Genomic DNA, 17,614 nt, shown 5'->3' with positions numbered 1-17,614 from the left:
ATATTTTGAAATGAAACAAAGAACTTGGTGCTTTATTCTGTTATGGCAGAAAAATAATCACCTTGTTAGAGGATCCTGATTTTAGTTTTGATCAGGCAAATAGAGTGAAAAGTATCAATTTTGGCTATTAACAAATCACTTAACTAGATAAGACTATAAAATTCAGTCTGTTATTAATGACTTTCACTCTTTCATAGTGAAAAGTTTATGTTCTTTAAATATTCACAGAAGTTTCATCCCCCATAAAAAATGGGTTAGACGAAAAGCGTAGAGACTTCTTTAGGTTATTAGCAAGGGGCTTCTAAAATAGTTTAAGGACTAAACAACTTTATTGCGTCGACTAAACCCAATGCCATTTTTAGCCAATATTTTTCTTGATTTGGAAAATATTTCCACGGTTCTCTGAATGCAAGATAGTGATGGGATAAAAGTAAGATGATCGAAAGAAAATACCCTTTATGGCGAAATCAAAAATAAGAGCAACGCATTTTGAGTAAGGCTAAAACGACAAAACCCCGCTTTAAAAGCGGGGTTTCTTAATATGGTCGGCGAGAGAGGATTCGAACCTCCGACCCACTGGTCCCAAACCAGTTGCGCTACCAGGCTGCGCTACTCGCCGAAAACGAGGTGCATCTTACTGCCAGAAACCCACTCCGTCAATACTTTTTTAGTCTCTCCTGACTGTTCGTATGGTTTTCAATCAAAACGGTTGATTTTTAACTTTTTTATCATAAAAATCATTCATTTTTAGCGTTACCATAACAATCAATGTTTTCTATTTTTCTCCTGAGCCCGCGTTTCTTTACAATGCTGATAAAAAAATAAGAAAAATAACAAATTTATTCTTAATTATTATCGTTTAATTAATGTGCTTTTTATATAATTCGCTTATGTCAAATAAGGTGGGTAGTTTAGAGAATGAAACAATGTTGGTGGAGTGTCGCATTACTTTTATTGTCAACCACACTTCCAGTTCAAGCATCTACAGCTCATGCTTGCCAAGTGTACTTTAAAGAAGCGGATAGATTTATTCAGTACATTTCTCAAAGAGAAGATCTAAAACATAATATGCCGGAGATTAAAGCTAACTTCGAGCAAAGCAAAAAACAGATAATGACAACCCCTCTGGCAGAACAAAAAGTGATATGTGATAAGGAAATGCTAGAGCTTAATAATTTGAATAAAATGTTTGGTCCTAAAAAAGAAACAACTTTAAATAAATAATAAACAGATAATGACTAAATATAATTACTTATTTATTATTTAGTCATTAATTTGATATTAATTCTTATTTTCATGATTATTATTCGTAGTCGTCGTTTCCAATCTTTTTATGCGTTCTTTAGGTGAATTATCACTTTTATCATCACCCTGAGTATAATAATCATAAGGTAATAATAAAGTATCTAATACAGCACTGAAAGGGAGATCGAGAATAACCAATGGCTTCATTGCCCATCCAGTTTCATCATCTTTTAGCATTGTCATATTATTTTTTGTCCCTGAATAAAGTTCTTTATTCGGACCTGCATGAGTCATAACACTTGAACAACCAGTGAGTAATGTCGTCAAAAATGTGACTAATGTTAAATTTTTACTTGTCGTTCTGAATATCATAGGGCACCTATAAAACGAGATCTGGAGTCAACGCTTTTTATCATATAGTTAAACCTGTTTTCTCTTACAGAACAAGAGAAAGATGATATAAAACGCTTAAATTTTCAATCCTTAAATAAATAATTCTAGTGTAAGAAAGTTTCTCTTTATCTAATTAAAAAAAACATAATAATATTACATAACTATTATGTTTTTATGATATTAGAATTCAACCTTATTTATTTTAATAAAACATTTTAGCTCTATATTTATCTTTCTTATTTTTTTGATCTTTATATATGCGGAATCTGTGCGATAAGACACAGCGAGTTTCTTCGTTCTTTGCCAAAATAGGTTTATCGTTTTAGCTCAAATTTTCTCATTTTTATTTTGAGGTACAGGATCTTTTTTATGAGTGATATTGCATTAACAATGGTGATGTTGTCATTAGCAGGCGCTCTAGGTCTTTGGATTGGCAATATCAAAATTTATCGAGTCAGCCTAGGAATAGGTGGCGTTCTTTTTGGTGGCATAATTGTTGGTCATTTTGCTCAACACTATAATCTCTCACTAAATGCCCAAACTCTTCATTTCATTCAAGAATTTGGGCTTATCCTTTTCGTTTATACTATTGGTATCCAAGTCGGTCCTGGTTTTTTCTCCTCATTACGCGTTTCAGGTTTAAAACTAAATGCGTTTGCCATATTAATTATTCTTCTTGGCTCAATCATAACCGCGTTTATTTATCGTCTATTTGACGTTCCTTTGCCTATTATTTTGGGTATTTTTTCAGGTGCGGTGACCAACACCCCTTCTTTAGGTGCAGGACAACAAATACTGACTGATCTGCATATTGACCCAACATCTGTGGGGCAAATGGGAATGGGCTATGCTATGGCTTATCCTATGGGGATCTGCGGCATTCTGCTAGTCATGTGGCTTATTCGTGTGTTCTTTAAAATTAACATTGATGAAGAAGCAAAAGCTTTCAGCAACCAACAACACAGCACTAAAGATGCACTACATACTATAAATATTGCAATTAAAAACCCCAATTTAGATGGCTTATTAATGCAAGATATTCCTCTGCTCAATGAAGATGCCATCGTCTGCTCTCGCTTAAAGCGTGGAGATAATATTATGGTGCCTATGCCATCAACGATTATTCAATTGGGAGATTTACTGCATATTGTCGGTTCAAAAGAAGATCTCAATAAAGTACGTCTAGTACTCGGTGAAGAGGTTGATGCTTCACTTTCAACATCAACAAATTTACTGCAATCAGTGCGGGTCGTTGTCACCAATGATTCAGTGCTCAGTAAACGTTTAAAAGATCTGGATCTTAAAAGAAAATACGATGTTGTCGTCACTCGATTGAACCGTGCGGGTATCGAACTTATTCCAAGCAATAATAGTATGTTGCAATTCGGGGATATCCTTAATGTCGTTGGGCGCCCTGAATCGATCGAAGCCATTACAGTCCTGTTAGGTAACGCCCGCCAGAAATTAGAACAAGTTCAAATGCTCCCTGTCTTTATAGGTATTGGCTTAGGGGTCTTACTTGGCTCTATTCCTATTTTTATTCCCGGTATTCCTGTGGCATTAAAACTGGGATTAGCCGGAGGCCCCCTTGTTGTTGCCTTAATTTTAGGGCGTATTGGTACATTTGGTAAGCTCTATTGGTTTATGCCTCCAAGCGCGAACTTAGCATTGCGAGAGCTGGGTATTGTCATGTTTCTTGCAGTGGTAGGGTTAAACTCTGGTGGTGAATTTGTCGAAACATTAATTTATGGTCAGGGCTTAAGTTGGATTGGCTACGGTATTTTGATTACGTTATTACCGTTATTGATTGTCGGTGTCATCGCTAGGGTCTTCTTTAAACTTAATTATTTAAGTCTCTGCGGAATGTTAGCCGGTTCAATGACCGATCCCCCTGCATTGGCCTTCGCAAACTCAATTCATAGCTCAAGTGGGGCTGCCGCACTTTCTTATGCCACAGTTTACCCTTTAGCAATGTTTTTACGCATCATAACACCACAATTAATGGCTCTTATTATATGGACTTTGTAGTAAAAATAATAAATATATTAAATAGTTGAACCAAATTTGTTATCAAAATCCACATTTAGCTTAGCAGAGGGATAATTAAGGCAATGAATGGCTCTTATTTAAGCCATAGATTTTATAAATGTCTGTTTTAATAGTTCTCGTGCTAAGAAATTTAGATTGAGACGGATTGCTAAATTTTTAGTAATCAATTTCTTTCCGTCAAACTTATGCTCAAAAGTCCTCGTTATTGTCTTTGCCCCTTCTTCTCGCTGAAGGGGCATTTTTATTAGATATTCACTGGCTGATAGATATTCTCGATTTCTTCAGCCAGAATTTTTATTCCTTTCTCAATCAATTCAGGCTCAGGCACGTAATTCATCCGCATACATTGATGAGCGTGATCCCATGAATCTTCTAATCCCGGAAAAAAGTAGTGTCCCGGCACCATTAATACGCCCCGTTTTTTCAAACGGCGGTAAAGTTCCTCACAAGAAACAGGTAAATCTTTAAACCAGAGCCATAAAAAGATTGCACCTTCAGGCTTATGAATAAGACAACGTTCTTCAGGTAAATAGCGGCGAATAATATCAATAGTTTCAAGGACTCGTTGATGATAGAAAGGGCCTATCACGTCTTGAGATAACCGCATTAAATCATCGCGCTTTAGCATTTCTAATGCCATTGCAGGTCCAATGCCACCCGGTGCGAGGCTAATAATGCCGTTAACATTTGTAATGACTGAAATCAGCTCTTCATTGGCGATAATAATACCACAACGTGCTCCCGGTAAGCCTAACTTAGACAGACTCATACAAAGGATAGTGTTGTTATTCCAACGAGGTGTTGCTTGAGTGAAAATAATACCAGGAAAAGGAACACCGTAAGCATTATCGATAATCAGAGGGATATTGTGCTGTTTAGCTAAAACCTCTAACTTTTCAACTTCGTCATCTGTAATCACATTACCCGTTGGGTTTGTTGGTCTTGAAACACAAATCGCCGCAATATCATCACTGATTTCAAGATGAGCAAAATCAACATGATATTTAAATTGCCCATTCGGCAATATTTCTATTGTTGGCTTATTCGCAACAAACAGATCTTCTTCTAATCCTGAATCAGTATAGCCAATGTATTCAGGGGCAATTGGGAAAAGAATTTTCCGTTTTTTCCCATCTTTGGTTGTGCCACCTAATACATTAAACAGATAGAAAAAAGCACTTTGGCTACCATTAGTTAATGCAATATTTTTCGCCGAAATATTCCAGCCTAGTTTCTCTTTTAAACATGCCGCCAACGCTTGTAACATGGCATCTTTACCTTGCGGGCCATCATAGTTACAAACCGCATCACTTAATGAACCATTTTCCGTCATCTCTTTAAGTAATTGACGAAAATAGTTATCCATTTCAGGAATATGAGCAGGATTTCCGCCCCCGAGCATCACAGCGCCAGGTGTACGTATCCCTTCATTTAAATCTTGCATCAAGCGAGCAATGCCTGAATGCTGAGCAAATTTTTGCCCAAATTGTGATAGTTGAGTCATCTTTGCAGGTATCTTCTATGTTGCTTTCTCATTAAGAAATACCATACCTTGAGCTTTAATCTGCATCAATAGTTATAATTGAAATGATAAAACAGTAATACTAATATGATTTTATATATTGAAATGCACAGCTAACAACATTCAAGATTAAAGATAACTCAACTCATATTTTACTTTTTATTAGTGTTTTTATTCTCATCTTGGCGACAAAAACAAGAGAGAATATGGTCATCCACCATACCTACCGCTTGCATGAAAGCATAACAGGTCGTTGTACCAACAAATTTAAATCCTTTTTTCTTTAAAGCTTTCGCCATTTTATCTGAGATATCAGTTGATGCGGGTACCTGAGAAATATCGTTCCATTGATTAATGATTGGTTTATCATCCACAAATTGCCAAATAAACTGACTGAAATCTTCACCTTGCTCTTCCATTGCCATAAAAATACGTGCGTTATTAATAATGGCGTTAATTTTTCCTTGATGACGAATAATCGCGGGATCTTGCAGTAAGGTTTCAACATCCTTATCCGTCATTTTGGCAATTTTTTCAGGTGAAAAATCAAAAAAACAGCGACGAAAACCTTCTCTCTTTTTAAGTACGGTATACCAAGATAGCCCCGCTTGTTGACCTTCAAGACAGATCATTTCAAAAAGCTTATATTTATCTCGTTCAGGTTTACCCCATTCTTCATCATGATATGCCAAATATTCAGGATCACTGGTCACCCAACCGCAACGCTGCTTATTCATTTTTTCATTCCTTGTTATCAATAACTTTTAATAGCACCATTTTATATACTGTATAAATATACATGTAAATAGGCGAAAAAAAATTCAATCTAATTCTTTGAGCATAGTCATAAACTCAATTAAGGGATTATTTTTTTGATCGAGGGAAAATTGCCCGCATTCCTTGCTGTATATCTTTCGTCTAGAAGGTATACTGAAACCTTTCTTTTTATTCTATGTATCGCCATGCGGATATAACATGCAAAAGTTTGATACCAAAACCTTTCAAGGTCTTATCCTGACACTGCAGGATTACTGGGCTCGCCAGGGCTGTACCATTGTCCAACCATTAGATATGGAAGTGGGCGCAGGCACATCACACCCGATGACTTGTTTACGAGCATTAGGTCCAGAGCCTATCGCTGCGGCTTATGTACAGCCTTCACGTCGTCCAACAGACGGACGTTACGGTGAAAACCCTAACCGTTTACAGCACTATTACCAATTCCAAGTTATCATTAAGCCATCACCTGATAATATTCAGGAGCTTTATCTTGGCTCATTAAGAGAGTTAGGTTTAGACCCAACAATCCATGATATTCGTTTTGTGGAAGATAACTGGGAAAACCCAACTTTAGGTGCTTGGGGCTTAGGCTGGGAAGTTTGGCTCAACGGCATGGAAGTGACGCAGTTTACCTATTTCCAACAAGTAGGCGGATTAGAGTGCAAACCAGTTACGGGTGAAATTACCTACGGCTTAGAACGTCTTGCTATGTATATTCAAGGTGTTGATAGCGTTTATGACTTAGTTTGGTGTGACGGCCCATTAGGTAAAACCACCTACGGCGATATCTATCATCAAAATGAAGTTGAGCAATCAACCTATAACTTTGAATACGCCGACGTAGACTTCCTATTTTCTTGCTTTGAGCAATATGAAAAAGAAGCACGTGAGTTGTTAGAGTTAGAAAAACCTCTGCCTTTACCTGCCTATGAACGTATTTTAAAAGCAGGACACACTTTTAACTTATTGGATGCACGTAAAGCTATCTCTGTCACAGAGCGTCAGCGTTATATTTTACGTATCCGTACTTTAACCAAAGCGGTTGCTGAAGCATATTATGCTTCTCGTGAAGCGCTTGGTTTCCCTATGTGTAAAAAGTAAGAGGCTATCATGACAACTGAGACTTTCCTCGTGGAAATCGGCACAGAAGAATTACCGCCGAAAGCGCTTCGTTCTTTAGCCGAATCTTTTGCTGCTAATTTTACTGCTGAACTGGATAACGCCAATATCACTCATGGTGATGTATCTTGGTTTGCAGCTCCTCGCCGTTTAGCCATTAAAGTGGCAAATATGGCAAAATCGCAAGCAGACAGAACCGTTGAAAAACGAGGTCCTGCTATTGCACAAGCTTTTGATGCTGAAGGTAAGCCAACTAAAGCAGCTGAAGGCTGGGCAAGAGGTAATGGCATTACTGTTGACCAAGCAGAACGTTTATCAACAGATAAAGGCGAATGGTTATTTTATCGTGCAGAAGTAAAAGGTGAAGCAGTTAACCAATTACTGATTGGCATGGTAAGCAGTGCATTATCAAAATTACCGATCCCTAAATTAATGCGCTGGGGCGATAAAGACACTCACTTTGTTCGTCCTGTTCATACGGTTACCTTATTATTAGGTGATACTGTTATTGATGGTGAAATTTTAGGCATCCAAAGTGACCGTATTATTCGTGGTCACCGCTTTATGGGTGAAGCTGAATTCACTATTGATAACGCTGACCAATATCCTGAAATTCTGTATGAACGCGGAAAAGTAATAGCTGATTACGAAACACGTAAATCAATTATTCTTCATGATGCGCGTCTTGCTGCCGAAAAATTAGGCGGGATTGCAGACTTAAGCGATAGCTTAGTAGAAGAAGTCACTTCACTGGTTGAATGGCCGGTTGTGTTAACAGCAAAATTTGAGGAAAAATTCCTTGAAGTTCCTGCTGAAGCACTGGTTTATACCATGAAGGGTGACCAAAAATACTTCCCTGTTTATGACAAGCAAGGCAAATTGTTACCTAATTTTATTTTCGTCACTAATATTGAATCTTCTGATCCACAACAAATCATTAGCGGTAACGAAAAAGTAGTACGTCCACGTTTAGCGGATGCTGAGTTCTTCTTCAAAACTGACCGTAAACAACGTTTAGAAGATAACTTACCACGCCTTGAAACCGTATTATTCCAGAAAGATTTAGGCACGTTGCGTGATAAAACAGACCGTATTCAAGCATTAGCTGGTTTTATTGCGGGCAAAATGGGTGCAGATGTTAATAAAGCAACCCGTGCAGGCTTACTGTCAAAATGTGACTTAATGACCAATATGGTGTTCGAATTCACCGATACCCAAGGTGTTATGGGTATGCATTATGCTCGTCATGATGGTGAAGCCGAAGAAGTCGCCGTTGCATTGAAAGAACAATATCAGCCTCGTTTCGCGGGTGATGAATTACCGTCTAATCCTGTTGCTAGCGCCCTTGCTATTGCAGAGAAGATGGATACACTTGCCGGTATTTTCGGTATTGGTCAACATCCTAAAGGGGATAAAGACCCATTTGCTCTACGTCGTGCATCATTAGGTGTTTTACGTATTATCGTTGAGCAAGATTTACCGTTAGATATTGAAGAGCTGACACAAGAAGCGGTTCGCCTTTACGGTGACAAACTGACGAATAAAAATGTCGTCAATGATGTGGTTGAATTTATGTTAGGCCGTTTCCGTTCTTGGTATCAAGAGTTAGGTTACAGCATTGATACTATTCAAGCTGTATTAGCTCGTCGCCCAACACAACCTGCTGACTTCAATGCGCGCGTTAAAGCAGTCACTTATTTCCGCACATTAGAGGAAGCCTCTGCGTTAGCAGAAGCCAATAAACGTGTTTCTAATATTTTAGCAAAATCGGCTAACGTTAAGCTGAACGATAAAGTGTTAGCGTCGGTACTAAAAGCGCCTGAAGAAGTCCAATTAGCGGCTAATCTTGCTGTATTACAAGATAAATTGGCACCGTTATTTGCAGAACGTAAATACCAAGAAGCCTTAGTTGAGCTGGCATCATTACGTGATGTGGTCAATAACTTCTTTGATAAAGTCATGGTGATGGATGAAGACGAAGCTGTTCGTATCAACCGTTTAACCATGTTAAGTCAATTACGCGAACTGTTCTTAAAAGTCGCAGATATTTCTGTTTTACAATAAGTTATAAAGCTCAGAAAGCGTAAACCGGCATTGTGAAAGCAATGCCGGTTTTTTTTTGTTCATTTTTAATAGAATATGCTCAAAAATCACTTTTAATCTAATTTACTATAGAACCTATATATACAGACTCTATTTTTCTAGCAGAATAATAATTAACTACAGCCCACTCTCTACCGTAAATATCTGACGATAACCATCAACATCACGCATAAAGGCAATATATTGGTCATCAGGAGAGAATACGACAGCATCACTACTCGGTGCTTGTGCTGTTTTTTCTGTGAGTCGAGTTAACTCACCCGTTTTCACATTACATCGCATCACGCTATTATCACAAATAAAGGTGAGATATTGTCCGTTACGATTCCACGTAAACGCTGACTGAATATCCCAATCCTGCGAGGTGACTTGCTTTATTTCTTTCGTAGTTGGCGAAACGGTATATAACTGCACAATACCATGATCATCTTTCATTAAAAAAGCAATCGCATCGCCTTGTGGCGAACTTCTTAACCAGTGACGAGGCTGATTTAAAACACCTGCATATTTTCTATTCGCGGTATTTGTTAGGCGAATTTGATGGATGCCTTTAGCTACTGCTGGCATTGTTGTCTCGGTTCCTGCCAGTGGTTTATCACCCTCAATACTGAAAGCCTGATTATCATCAGGTAAATCCACTAAGAAAATTTCAGAAACTTTATTGCCATTTTCACTCACGGTATCACCGATAAATGCAATAGCCCAACGTTGTTGTGAACCATCCACCTTTGTGTAACCCTGAGTACCCACCCAACACTCTTCATAAGCTTTATTAATTTCATCGCTCCCCTTTTGTGGATGAGCAACAGTTTGGCTTATTACAGTACAAAAATATTCACCGTCATATTCACGAGGATGTTTTTTAGCAACATTAACCGCTTTCAGTGGTACAGCCACAGCCACATTACGTTGATCATATTCGCCACCAAGTTCGTGCATAATATGATCATTGTAAGTAAAGCTTAAACGTGTGCCATCAGGACTAAAAACATGAACATGCGTGCCGCCACGTAATGCACCAACTTGATAAGGTGATGTCAGTGAACACGCATCAATATTAAATGCACGGTTATTTTCTGACTCATCAACAATCACACCTCGACGATGATGAAAATCATAATGCCATTCATTATCTGGATTTTCGGGTCCATGAATAAACGCATAACGCACAGGCTCTGTTGGACATACTGTCGCAACGCCTACATGTGCCCCTTGTGTTGCTGTGTAAATAATCTGTTGCTGTTTTGTTTTCGCATGAATTTTTTCTATGGTTAGACCTGTAAAAGATCCCCCATTGGGACGTACATCATAGACTAACCACTGGCTATCTGGCGTCCAAACATTTATATTAGTTAGCTGATGATGACGGCTATCAAACGTAATCTGGTGTTCCTGAAAAGACATATTTATCCTTATCGGGAAATAAATTTCCACATTATAAAAACTAATTAATTTTACCTGGCACTAAAAAAATTCAGTCGAGACTTTTTCGCAAGGTAATTATTCTACCCTCACTAAATAGTCAGAAAATTAGAAAATCATGTTACTTAGTGTTCTCTATATTATTGGTATTACTGCAGAAGCCATGACCGGTGCACTTGCTGCTGGTCGTCGTAAAATGGATGTTTTTGGCGTTATTATTATCGCCTCTGCAACTGCCATTGGTGGTGGCTCTGTCAGAGACATTTTACTCGGCCATTACCCGTTGGGTTGGGTAAAACATCCTGAATATATCGTCACTGTTGCATGTGCTGCTGTTATCACCATGTGGGTTGCTCCGATGATGAAACACTTACAGCGACTCTTTCTTATCTTAGATGCCATTGGTCTAATGGTTTTCTCTATTATCGGCGCGCAAATCGCACTCGATATGGAGTATGGTCCAATTATTGCAGCTATTGCCGCGGTAATTACAGGCGCTTTTGGTGGTGTATTAAGAGATATGCTTTGTAATACCATTCCTTTGGTGTTCCAAAAAGAAATTTATGCCGGTATCGCTTTTGGTGCTGCGTGGCTTTATATGGGATTACTGTTTTATACACCGTTACCAAGAGACGTCATTATCATCATTACCCTAATTGCTGGATTAACAGCTCGACTTCTCGCTATTCGTTATAAATTGGGCTTACCTGTCTTTAATTACGAGAATCAAGATTAACGAATCGCTATTTTAACGATAGCGGTTCTTTTTGATTCTGTGGGGTATCTCAAAATATAATCTCTTTTCGCTATTGTGATAAAAGGTAATTCCTATCACTCAACCTTTAATTGTATGTTAATATTGATATCGTTTAATTTTTCTCTTGTTTCTACATTAAAAAAATAGAATGTAATAAGAAAAAAATGCCCCTGTATTAAACATGGGCACTGTATGTCATTCATTGTATGTGTATACTATATGGGGGATTTGCTCCCTAAACATGTATTTATACTTAATTCTCCAGTCAAATTCAGAAAGTCATCATGATCCAAGGAACACTTTATATTGTTTCCGCTCCAAGCGGTGCGGGTAAATCAAGTCTTATTCAAGCGCTGTTAAAAACACAGCCTTTATATGACACACAGGTTTCTGTCTCTCATACAACCCGCCCAATGCGACCGGGAGAGAACCATGGTGAACATTACTTCTTTGTTACTGAAGAAGAATTTAAAAGCATGATAGACAGCGGGGATTTCCTCGAACATGCTTGTGTTTTTGGTAACTACTACGGAACATCCGGCAAAGTTATCAAAGAAATCTTAGCCAGTGGTGTCGATGTCTTTTTAGATATCGACTGGCAAGGCGCACAGCAAGTGCGTAAAGCGATGCCAGAAGCTCGCAGCATTTTTATTCTGCCACCGTCAAAAGAAGAGCTTTACCGCCGTCTTCGTGGACGTGGGCAAGATAGCGAAGAAGTGATTACAAAACGTATGTCACAAGCTGTATCGGAAATGGAACATTTTAATGAGTATGATTATTTGCTGATTAATGATGATTTCAATACTGCGCTTGCTGATTTACAATCAATTATTCGTTCAGAAAAATTACGCCTTGATCGTCAAACACTACGACATGGTGATTTAATCAGCAAATTATTGGCAGACTGAGTTAACTTTCAGTATTATGCCCAGTCATTTCGTTAATGGTGGAGTAACACAAATATGGCACGCGTAACCGTTCAAGACGCTGTAGAAAAAATTGGTAACCGTTTTGACCTCGTTCTGGTCGCAGCACGTCGTGCGCGTCAGTTACAAGTTGGCGCTAAAGATCCTTTAGTTCCAGAAGAAAATGATAAAATGACTGTTGTCGCGCTACGTGAAATCGAAGAAGGCCTGATTAACGGTAAAATTCTTGATGCTCGTGAACGTCAAGAGCAGCAAGAGCAAGAAGCAGCAGAATTACAAGCTGTTTCAGCGATTGCGGAAGGTCGTCGTTAATCGTTTTATAAAATAGGGGTAGGTCTGCCTTGTACCTGTTTGAAAGCCTGAATCAAATCGTTCAAAAATACTTGCCATCGGAGCAAGTTGAACAACTTAAAAAAGCCTTTATCGTCGCCCGAAATGCCCACGAGGGACAAACTCGTTCAAGTGGTGAGCCTTATATTACTCACCCTGTTGCGGTTGCGTGTATTCTTGCAGATATGCGATTAGACCACCAAACGCTGATGGCGGCGCTGTTGCATGATGTTATCGAAGATACACCTGCAACTTTCCAAGATATCGAAAGCCTCTTTGGTAGTACGGTAGCCGATCTTGTTGAAGGCGTCTCTAAACTTGATAAATTGAAGTTTAGAGACAAAAAAGAGGCTCAGGCTGAAAACTTCCGTAAGATGATTATGGCGATGGTAAAAGATATCCGCGTCATTTTGATCAAGCTGGCAGACCGAACTCACAATATGCGCACGCTGGGATCATTACGCCCAGATAAACGTCGCCGTATTGCTCGCGAAACACTCGAAATTTACAGTCCTCTTGCACACCGTTTAGGTATACACCATATCAAAACAGAGCTTGAAGAGCTGGGTTTCGAGGCGCTACACCCTAATCGCTACCGTGTAATCAAAGAAGTTGTTAAAGCCGCTCGAGGCAACCGTAAAGAGATGATTAATAAAATCCTCTCTGAAATTGAAGGTCGCCTGACAGAAGCGCATATCGAATGCAAAGTTAACGGTCGCGAAAAACATCTTTACTCTATCTATCGGAAAATGTTGTTAAAAGAGCAACGTTTTCACTCGATCATGGATATTTACGCCTTTCGCGTTATCGTGAAAGAAGTCGATACCTGTTATCGCGTTTTAGGCCAAATGCACAGTCTTTATAAACCACGTCCTGGTCGAGTTAAAGACTATATTGCCATCCCCAAAGCCAACGGCTATCAATCTCTTCATACCTCACTCATTGGTCCTCATGGAGTGCCCGTTGAAGTACAAATTCGTACTGAAGATATGGATCAAATGGCAGAAATGGGGGTTGCTGCACATTGGGCTTATAAAGAACAAGGTGAACAACCGGGTACAACTGCACAAGTGAGAGCCCAACGCTGGATGCAAAGTTTACTTGAATTGCAACAAAGCGCGGGTAGCTCATTTGAATTTATTGAGAACGTAAAATCCGATCTCTTTCCTGATGAAATCTACGTTTTCACGCCAGAAGGTCGCATTGTTGAATTACCAACAGGTGCTACCCCTGTCGATTTTGCTTATGCCGTACACACAGATATCGGTCATGCCTGTGTAGGGGCAAGGGTGGATAGACAACCTTACCCACTTTCACAATCGTTACGTACCGGACAAACGGTTGAAATTATTACCGCTCCAGGTGCAAGACCCAATGCAGCTTGGTTAAACTTTGTCGTCAGTTCAAGAGCGCGCTCTAAAATTCGACAATTGCTGAAAAACCTAAAACGTGAAGACTCTATTAATTTAGGCCGTCGTTTACTCAATCATGCATTAGGTGAACACAAGCTTGCTGATATTTCAGCTGAAAATATTGAGCGCGAGTTGAAGCGCATGAAGCTTCATTCAATCGACGACTTAATGGCTGAAATTGGTTTAGGTAATACGATGAGCGTTGTTGTTGCGCGTAATTTATTAATTGATAGCCAAAATCAAGATGAAAACGCACAAACAGACACAACCCATCATGAAACGCCTAAACTCCCAATTAAAGGTGCTGATGGCGTATTGATCTCCTTCGCTAAATGTTGTCGCCCTATTCCGGGTGATCCTATCATTGCACATATTAGCCCGGGTAAAGGTTTGGTTATTCACCATGAATCTTGTCGTAATATTCGTGGTTACCAAAAAGAGCCTGAAAAATTCATGCCTGTCGAGTGGGATAAAGAGATCAACAGCGATTTCATTACTGAAATTAAAGTCGATATGATTAACCACCAAGGCGCTTTAGCAAACTTAACCGCAGCTATTAATGATGCAAACTCAAGTATTCAAAGTATGAATACAGAAGAGAAAGATGGTCGCGTGTATTGTGCTTTTATTCGCTTAACCGCGAAAGACAGAATTCAATTAGCCAATATCATGCGTAAGCTTCGTATCATGCCAGACGTTCTGCGCGTTAGCCGTAATAAAAACTAGTCATGAATTCAATTCGATATGCCCGCATCTGCCAAATGATGGCGATGCGGCAGCCTGATCTTACCGTTTGCCTTGAAGAAGTACATAAATCCCATAATGTTGCTGCTGTTATAAGAACAGCTGATGCTGTGGGTATCCCTAAAATTCATGCTATTTGGCCTGAAGAAAAAATGCGGATGCTAGTTTCCCCTGCCGCAGGGAGTAACAGCTGGGTCAATGTAGAAACTCATCCTTCTATTACAGATGCGGTTAGCACCTTTCGCGCCCAAGGTATGCAAGTTCTTGCGACTCATCTCTCAGATAAAGCAATTGATTTTCGTGAGATTGATTACACACGTCCAACTTGTATTATTATGGGGCAAGAAAAAACAGGTATTTCACAAGATGCCATCGCACTTGCAGATCAAGATATTATTGTGCCGATGATGGGAATGGTACAATCCCTAAATGTTTCTGTCGCCAGTGCGCTCATTTTATATGAAGCACAACGCCAACGTCAGGCTGCGGGTATGTATAATCGAACAGAAAGCACTTTAACAGAAGAAGAACAACAAATTCTTCTCTTTGAAGGTGGATACCCAGTATTGGCAGAAGTTTCTCGTCGAAAAGGACTGCCTCGCCCTTATATTAATGATCGCGGTGAGATTGAAGCGCCTGAGTCATGGTGGGCTGAAATGCAAATGACGCAAAAACAACTTAGGAAATTAAAAAAGACGGAGTATTGATCCCATGAAAGGAAAACTGCTTGATGCAATCCCCTTAACCACTCTTCACGGCGTAGGTGCAAGTCAGGCAGACAAGCTGGCAAAAATAGGGCTTGTGACTATTGAGGATTTGTTACTCCACCTTCCTTTGCGTTATGAGGATCAAACGCACCTCTATGCTATCAGCGATCTCCTTCCCGGTATTCCTGCCACTGTCTCTGGCGAAATATTAAGGACTGAAGTCAGTTTTGGCCGGCGTAAAATGATGACTTGCCAAATTTCTGACGGCTCTGGAATTTTAACACTTCGCTTTTTTAATTTTACCGCAGCAATGAAAAACAATCTTGCTCAAGGTAAACAAGTCACGGCTTATGGCGAAGTTAAACGGGGAAGTCGGGGCCCAGAAATTATTCACCCTGAATACAAAATCAAAGTTGCAGGCTCTGAAGTTAAACTGCAAGAAACGCTCACGCCTATCTATTCAACAACAGAAGGCTTACGCCAAACATCACTACGTAAATTAATAGAGCAAGCATTAACATTACTTGATACCTGTGCTATCAACGAATTATTACCCGATCAGTTTATTCACGGTTTACCTCCACTAGCCACCGCATTACGGACATTGCATAATCCGCCTCCTGATATCGCTTTTGCAGAACTAGAGAAAGGGCAACACCCTGCACAAAAAAGACTCATTATTGAAGAGTTACTCGCCCACAATCTAGGTATGCTCAATGCAAGAGCGGGTGCACAATCTTATCGTGCAGAGCCATTGTTTATGCCAAATACGTCAACATTACGTCAGCAATTTCTCGCTTCGCTCCCTTTTACCCCTACGAATGCACAACAACGTGTCGTCAATGAGATAGAAACAGATTTAGAAAAAAACTATCCAATGATGCGACTGATCCAAGGGGATGTAGGTTCAGGTAAGACTTTAGTTGCAGCACTCAGTGCGCTACGTGCGATTGCTAATGGCAAACAAGTGGCGTTAATGGCACCGACAGAGCTGCTTGCCGAACAACACGCTATCACCTTTAGAAAATGGTTTGAGCCCTTTGGTATTCAGGTGGGCTGGCTTGCAGGTAAGCAAAAAGGCAAGGCACGAGAAACACAGCAAAATGCCATTGCAAATGGTGAAGTCTCAATCATTATTGGTACTCATGCAATTTTCCAAGAACAAGTGAAGTTTCATTCTCTTGCTTTAGTCATTATTGATGAGCAACACCGTTTTGGTGTTCATCAACGATTAGCGCTATGGAAAAAAGGCGAAGAACAAGGTTTTCATCCTCACCAACTGGTTATGACGGCAACCCCTATTCCCCGTACATTAGCGATGACCGCGTACGCTGATATGGATACATCCATTATTGATGAACTACCTCCGGGTAGAACACCTGTAACCACTGTGGCTATTCCTGATACTCGTCGTGATGAAATTATTGAACGAATTCGCCGTGCTTGTACCGAAGAAAAGAGACAAGCCTATTGGGTGTGTACCTTAATTGAAGATTCTGAGGTTCTTGAAGCGCAAGCCGCTCAAGTTATCTATGATGAGCTGACAATTGCACTCCTTGAAATCAACGTGGGATTGGTACACGGGCGAATGAAACCGGCAGAGAAACAGGCAGTAATGGCCGCCTTTAAAGAAAATGAGCTCCAACTTTTAGTTGCAACAACTGTGATTGAAGTCGGCGTTGACGTGCCTAATGCAAGTTTAATGATCATTGATAACCCAGAACGACTAGGGCTCGCACAGTTACACCAATTACGGGGACGTGTAGGTCGAGGCGCTATCGCCTCTCATTGTGTCTTGCTATATAAAACACCACTCACTCAAACAGCACGTTTGCGATTACAGGTATTAAGAGATAGCAATGACGGCTTTGTGATTGCACAAAAAGATCTCGAGATCCGTGGTCCCGGTGAACTTTTAGGTACTAAGCAAACGGGTAATGCACAATTTAAAGTCGCTGATTTGTTACGCGACCAAGGGCTTGTTCCTGAAGTTCAGCGCATCGCTCGTTATCTGCATCAACACTATCCTAAGCATTCTCAAGCCTTAATCGAACGCTGGCTACCAGCCAAGACACAATACAGCCAAGCTTAAGGTCACGCTTTTG

General features: G+C 39.8%; 14 protein-coding genes and 1 tRNA gene. 10 read left to right on the top strand and 5 right to left on the bottom strand.

The genetic code is table 11. The features are described 5' to 3' along the window. Positions 1-542 precede the first annotated feature (542 nt). Positions 543-619 (bottom strand) — tRNA-Pro (locus DK865_RS00550). Between the two features lie 299 nt (positions 620-918). On the opposite strand from DK865_RS00550, the gene DK865_RS00545 reads away from it, so the two are divergent. After that, entirely contained in the window at positions 919-1,224 is a 306-nt protein-coding gene (locus DK865_RS00545; protein WP_023583258.1) for a DUF5339 family protein, read from the top strand. Positions 1,225-1,281: 57 nt separating this feature from the next. Here the strand turns inward: DK865_RS00545 and DK865_RS00540 are convergent, their stop codons facing one another. Continuing rightward, positions 1,282-1,617 (bottom strand): YceK/YidQ family lipoprotein, encoded by a 336-nt coding sequence (locus DK865_RS00540; RefSeq protein WP_036914373.1) that lies wholly within the window; start codon positions 1,615-1,617, stop codon positions 1,282-1,284. Positions 1,618-2,007: 390 nt separating this feature from the next. Between DK865_RS00540 and DK865_RS00535 the strand changes: the two genes are divergently transcribed. After that, positions 2,008-3,666 carry a putative transporter gene (locus DK865_RS00535; protein WP_023583256.1) on the top strand — a complete coding sequence of 553 codons (1,659 nt, stop codon included), beginning with the start codon at positions 2,008-2,010 and terminating at the stop codon, positions 3,664-3,666. Positions 3,667-3,931: 265 nt separating this feature from the next. On the opposite strand, the gene DK865_RS00530 is transcribed toward DK865_RS00535, so the two are convergent. Continuing rightward, positions 3,932-5,191 carry a valine--pyruvate transaminase gene (locus DK865_RS00530; RefSeq protein WP_109390908.1) on the bottom strand — a complete coding sequence of 420 codons (1,260 nt, stop codon included), beginning with the start codon at positions 5,189-5,191 and terminating at the stop codon, positions 3,932-3,934. 170 nt (positions 5,192-5,361) lie between these two features. After that, positions 5,362-5,946: a DNA-3-methyladenine glycosylase I gene (locus DK865_RS00525; RefSeq protein ID WP_023583253.1), complete on the bottom strand. Its 585-nt coding sequence runs from the start codon at positions 5,944-5,946 to the stop codon at positions 5,362-5,364. 238 nt (positions 5,947-6,184) lie between these two features. Between DK865_RS00525 and glyQ the strand changes: the two genes are divergently transcribed. Then, the gene (gene glyQ / locus DK865_RS00520) at positions 6,185-7,090 is read left to right on the top strand and encodes a glycine--tRNA ligase subunit alpha (protein WP_004246832.1); all 906 of its coding nucleotides are present in this window, start codon (positions 6,185-6,187) and stop codon (positions 7,088-7,090) included. A 9-nt stretch (positions 7,091-7,099) separates the two neighbouring features. Next, positions 7,100-9,172 carry a glycine--tRNA ligase subunit beta gene (gene glyS, locus DK865_RS00515; protein WP_109390907.1) on the top strand — a complete coding sequence of 691 codons (2,073 nt, stop codon included), beginning with the start codon at positions 7,100-7,102 and terminating at the stop codon, positions 9,170-9,172. A 156-nt stretch (positions 9,173-9,328) separates the two neighbouring features. On the opposite strand, the gene DK865_RS00510 is transcribed toward glyS, so the two are convergent. Further along, positions 9,329-10,615 carry a DUF3748 domain-containing protein gene (locus DK865_RS00510; RefSeq protein WP_109390906.1) on the bottom strand — a complete coding sequence of 429 codons (1,287 nt, stop codon included), beginning with the start codon at positions 10,613-10,615 and terminating at the stop codon, positions 9,329-9,331. 136 nt (positions 10,616-10,751) lie between these two features. Between DK865_RS00510 and DK865_RS00505 the strand changes: the two genes are divergently transcribed. The 6 genes from DK865_RS00505 to recG all read left to right on the top strand — a co-directional run bounded on the left by DK865_RS00505 (position 10,752) and on the right by recG (position 17,601). Next, positions 10,752-11,369, top strand: coding sequence for a trimeric intracellular cation channel family protein (locus tag DK865_RS00505; protein ID WP_006534609.1), 618 nt, complete (start codon positions 10,752-10,754; stop codon positions 11,367-11,369). Between the two features lie 305 nt (positions 11,370-11,674). Further along, positions 11,675-12,298, top strand: coding sequence for a guanylate kinase (gene gmk / locus DK865_RS00500; protein WP_023583250.1), 624 nt, complete (start codon positions 11,675-11,677; stop codon positions 12,296-12,298). A 54-nt stretch (positions 12,299-12,352) separates the two neighbouring features. Continuing rightward, complete coding sequence (gene rpoZ / locus DK865_RS00495) at positions 12,353-12,628, top strand: DNA-directed RNA polymerase subunit omega (protein ID WP_006534607.1); 276 nt, start codon at positions 12,353-12,355, stop codon at positions 12,626-12,628. A gap of 29 nt (positions 12,629-12,657) precedes the next feature. Beyond that, the gene (gene spoT, locus DK865_RS00490) at positions 12,658-14,784 is read left to right on the top strand and encodes a bifunctional GTP diphosphokinase/guanosine-3',5'-bis pyrophosphate 3'-pyrophosphohydrolase (RefSeq protein ID WP_036914370.1); all 2,127 of its coding nucleotides are present in this window, start codon (positions 12,658-12,660) and stop codon (positions 14,782-14,784) included. Between the two features lie 2 nt (positions 14,785-14,786). Beyond that, positions 14,787-15,509 (top strand): tRNA (guanosine(18)-2'-O)-methyltransferase TrmH, encoded by a 723-nt coding sequence (gene trmH, locus DK865_RS00485; protein ID WP_036914367.1) that lies wholly within the window; start codon positions 14,787-14,789, stop codon positions 15,507-15,509. A 4-nt stretch (positions 15,510-15,513) separates the two neighbouring features. Further along, entirely contained in the window at positions 15,514-17,601 is a 2,088-nt protein-coding gene (recG, locus tag DK865_RS00480) for an ATP-dependent DNA helicase RecG (protein WP_109390905.1), read from the top strand. Positions 17,602-17,614 lie beyond the last annotated feature (13 nt).

The sequence above is a fragment of the Proteus cibi genome, assembly GCF_003144405.1.
GTDB classification, from domain to species: domain Bacteria; phylum Pseudomonadota; class Gammaproteobacteria; order Enterobacterales; family Enterobacteriaceae; genus Proteus; species Proteus cibi.
This window is presented reverse-complemented; position numbering and strand designations above follow the sequence as displayed.

Excerpts from the sequence above, each read along its gene's own strand:
- DK865_RS00545 (WP_023583258.1), top strand. The coding sequence starts at position 919 with ATGAAACAATGTTGGTGGAGTGTCGCATTACTTTTATTGTCAACCACA.
- DK865_RS00540 (WP_036914373.1), bottom strand. The coding sequence starts at position 1,617 with ATGATATTCAGAACGACAAGTAAAAATTTAACATTAGTCACATTTTTG.
- DK865_RS00535 (WP_023583256.1), top strand. The coding sequence starts at position 2,008 with ATGAGTGATATTGCATTAACAATGGTGATGTTGTCATTAGCAGGCGCT.
- DK865_RS00530 (WP_109390908.1), bottom strand. The coding sequence starts at position 5,191 with ATGACTCAACTATCACAATTTGGGCAAAAATTTGCTCAGCATTCAGGC.
- DK865_RS00525 (WP_023583253.1), bottom strand. The coding sequence starts at position 5,946 with ATGAATAAGCAGCGTTGCGGTTGGGTGACCAGTGATCCTGAATATTTG.
- glyQ (WP_004246832.1), top strand. The coding sequence starts at position 6,185 with ATGCAAAAGTTTGATACCAAAACCTTTCAAGGTCTTATCCTGACACTG.
- glyS (WP_109390907.1), top strand. The coding sequence starts at position 7,100 with ATGACAACTGAGACTTTCCTCGTGGAAATCGGCACAGAAGAATTACCG.
- DK865_RS00510 (WP_109390906.1), bottom strand. The coding sequence starts at position 10,615 with ATGTCTTTTCAGGAACACCAGATTACGTTTGATAGCCGTCATCATCAG.
- DK865_RS00505 (WP_006534609.1), top strand. The coding sequence starts at position 10,752 with ATGTTACTTAGTGTTCTCTATATTATTGGTATTACTGCAGAAGCCATG.
- gmk (WP_023583250.1), top strand. The coding sequence starts at position 11,675 with ATGATCCAAGGAACACTTTATATTGTTTCCGCTCCAAGCGGTGCGGGT.
- rpoZ (WP_006534607.1), top strand. The coding sequence starts at position 12,353 with ATGGCACGCGTAACCGTTCAAGACGCTGTAGAAAAAATTGGTAACCGT.
- trmH (WP_036914367.1), top strand. The coding sequence starts at position 14,787 with ATGAATTCAATTCGATATGCCCGCATCTGCCAAATGATGGCGATGCGG.
- recG (WP_109390905.1), top strand. The coding sequence starts at position 15,514 with ATGAAAGGAAAACTGCTTGATGCAATCCCCTTAACCACTCTTCACGGC.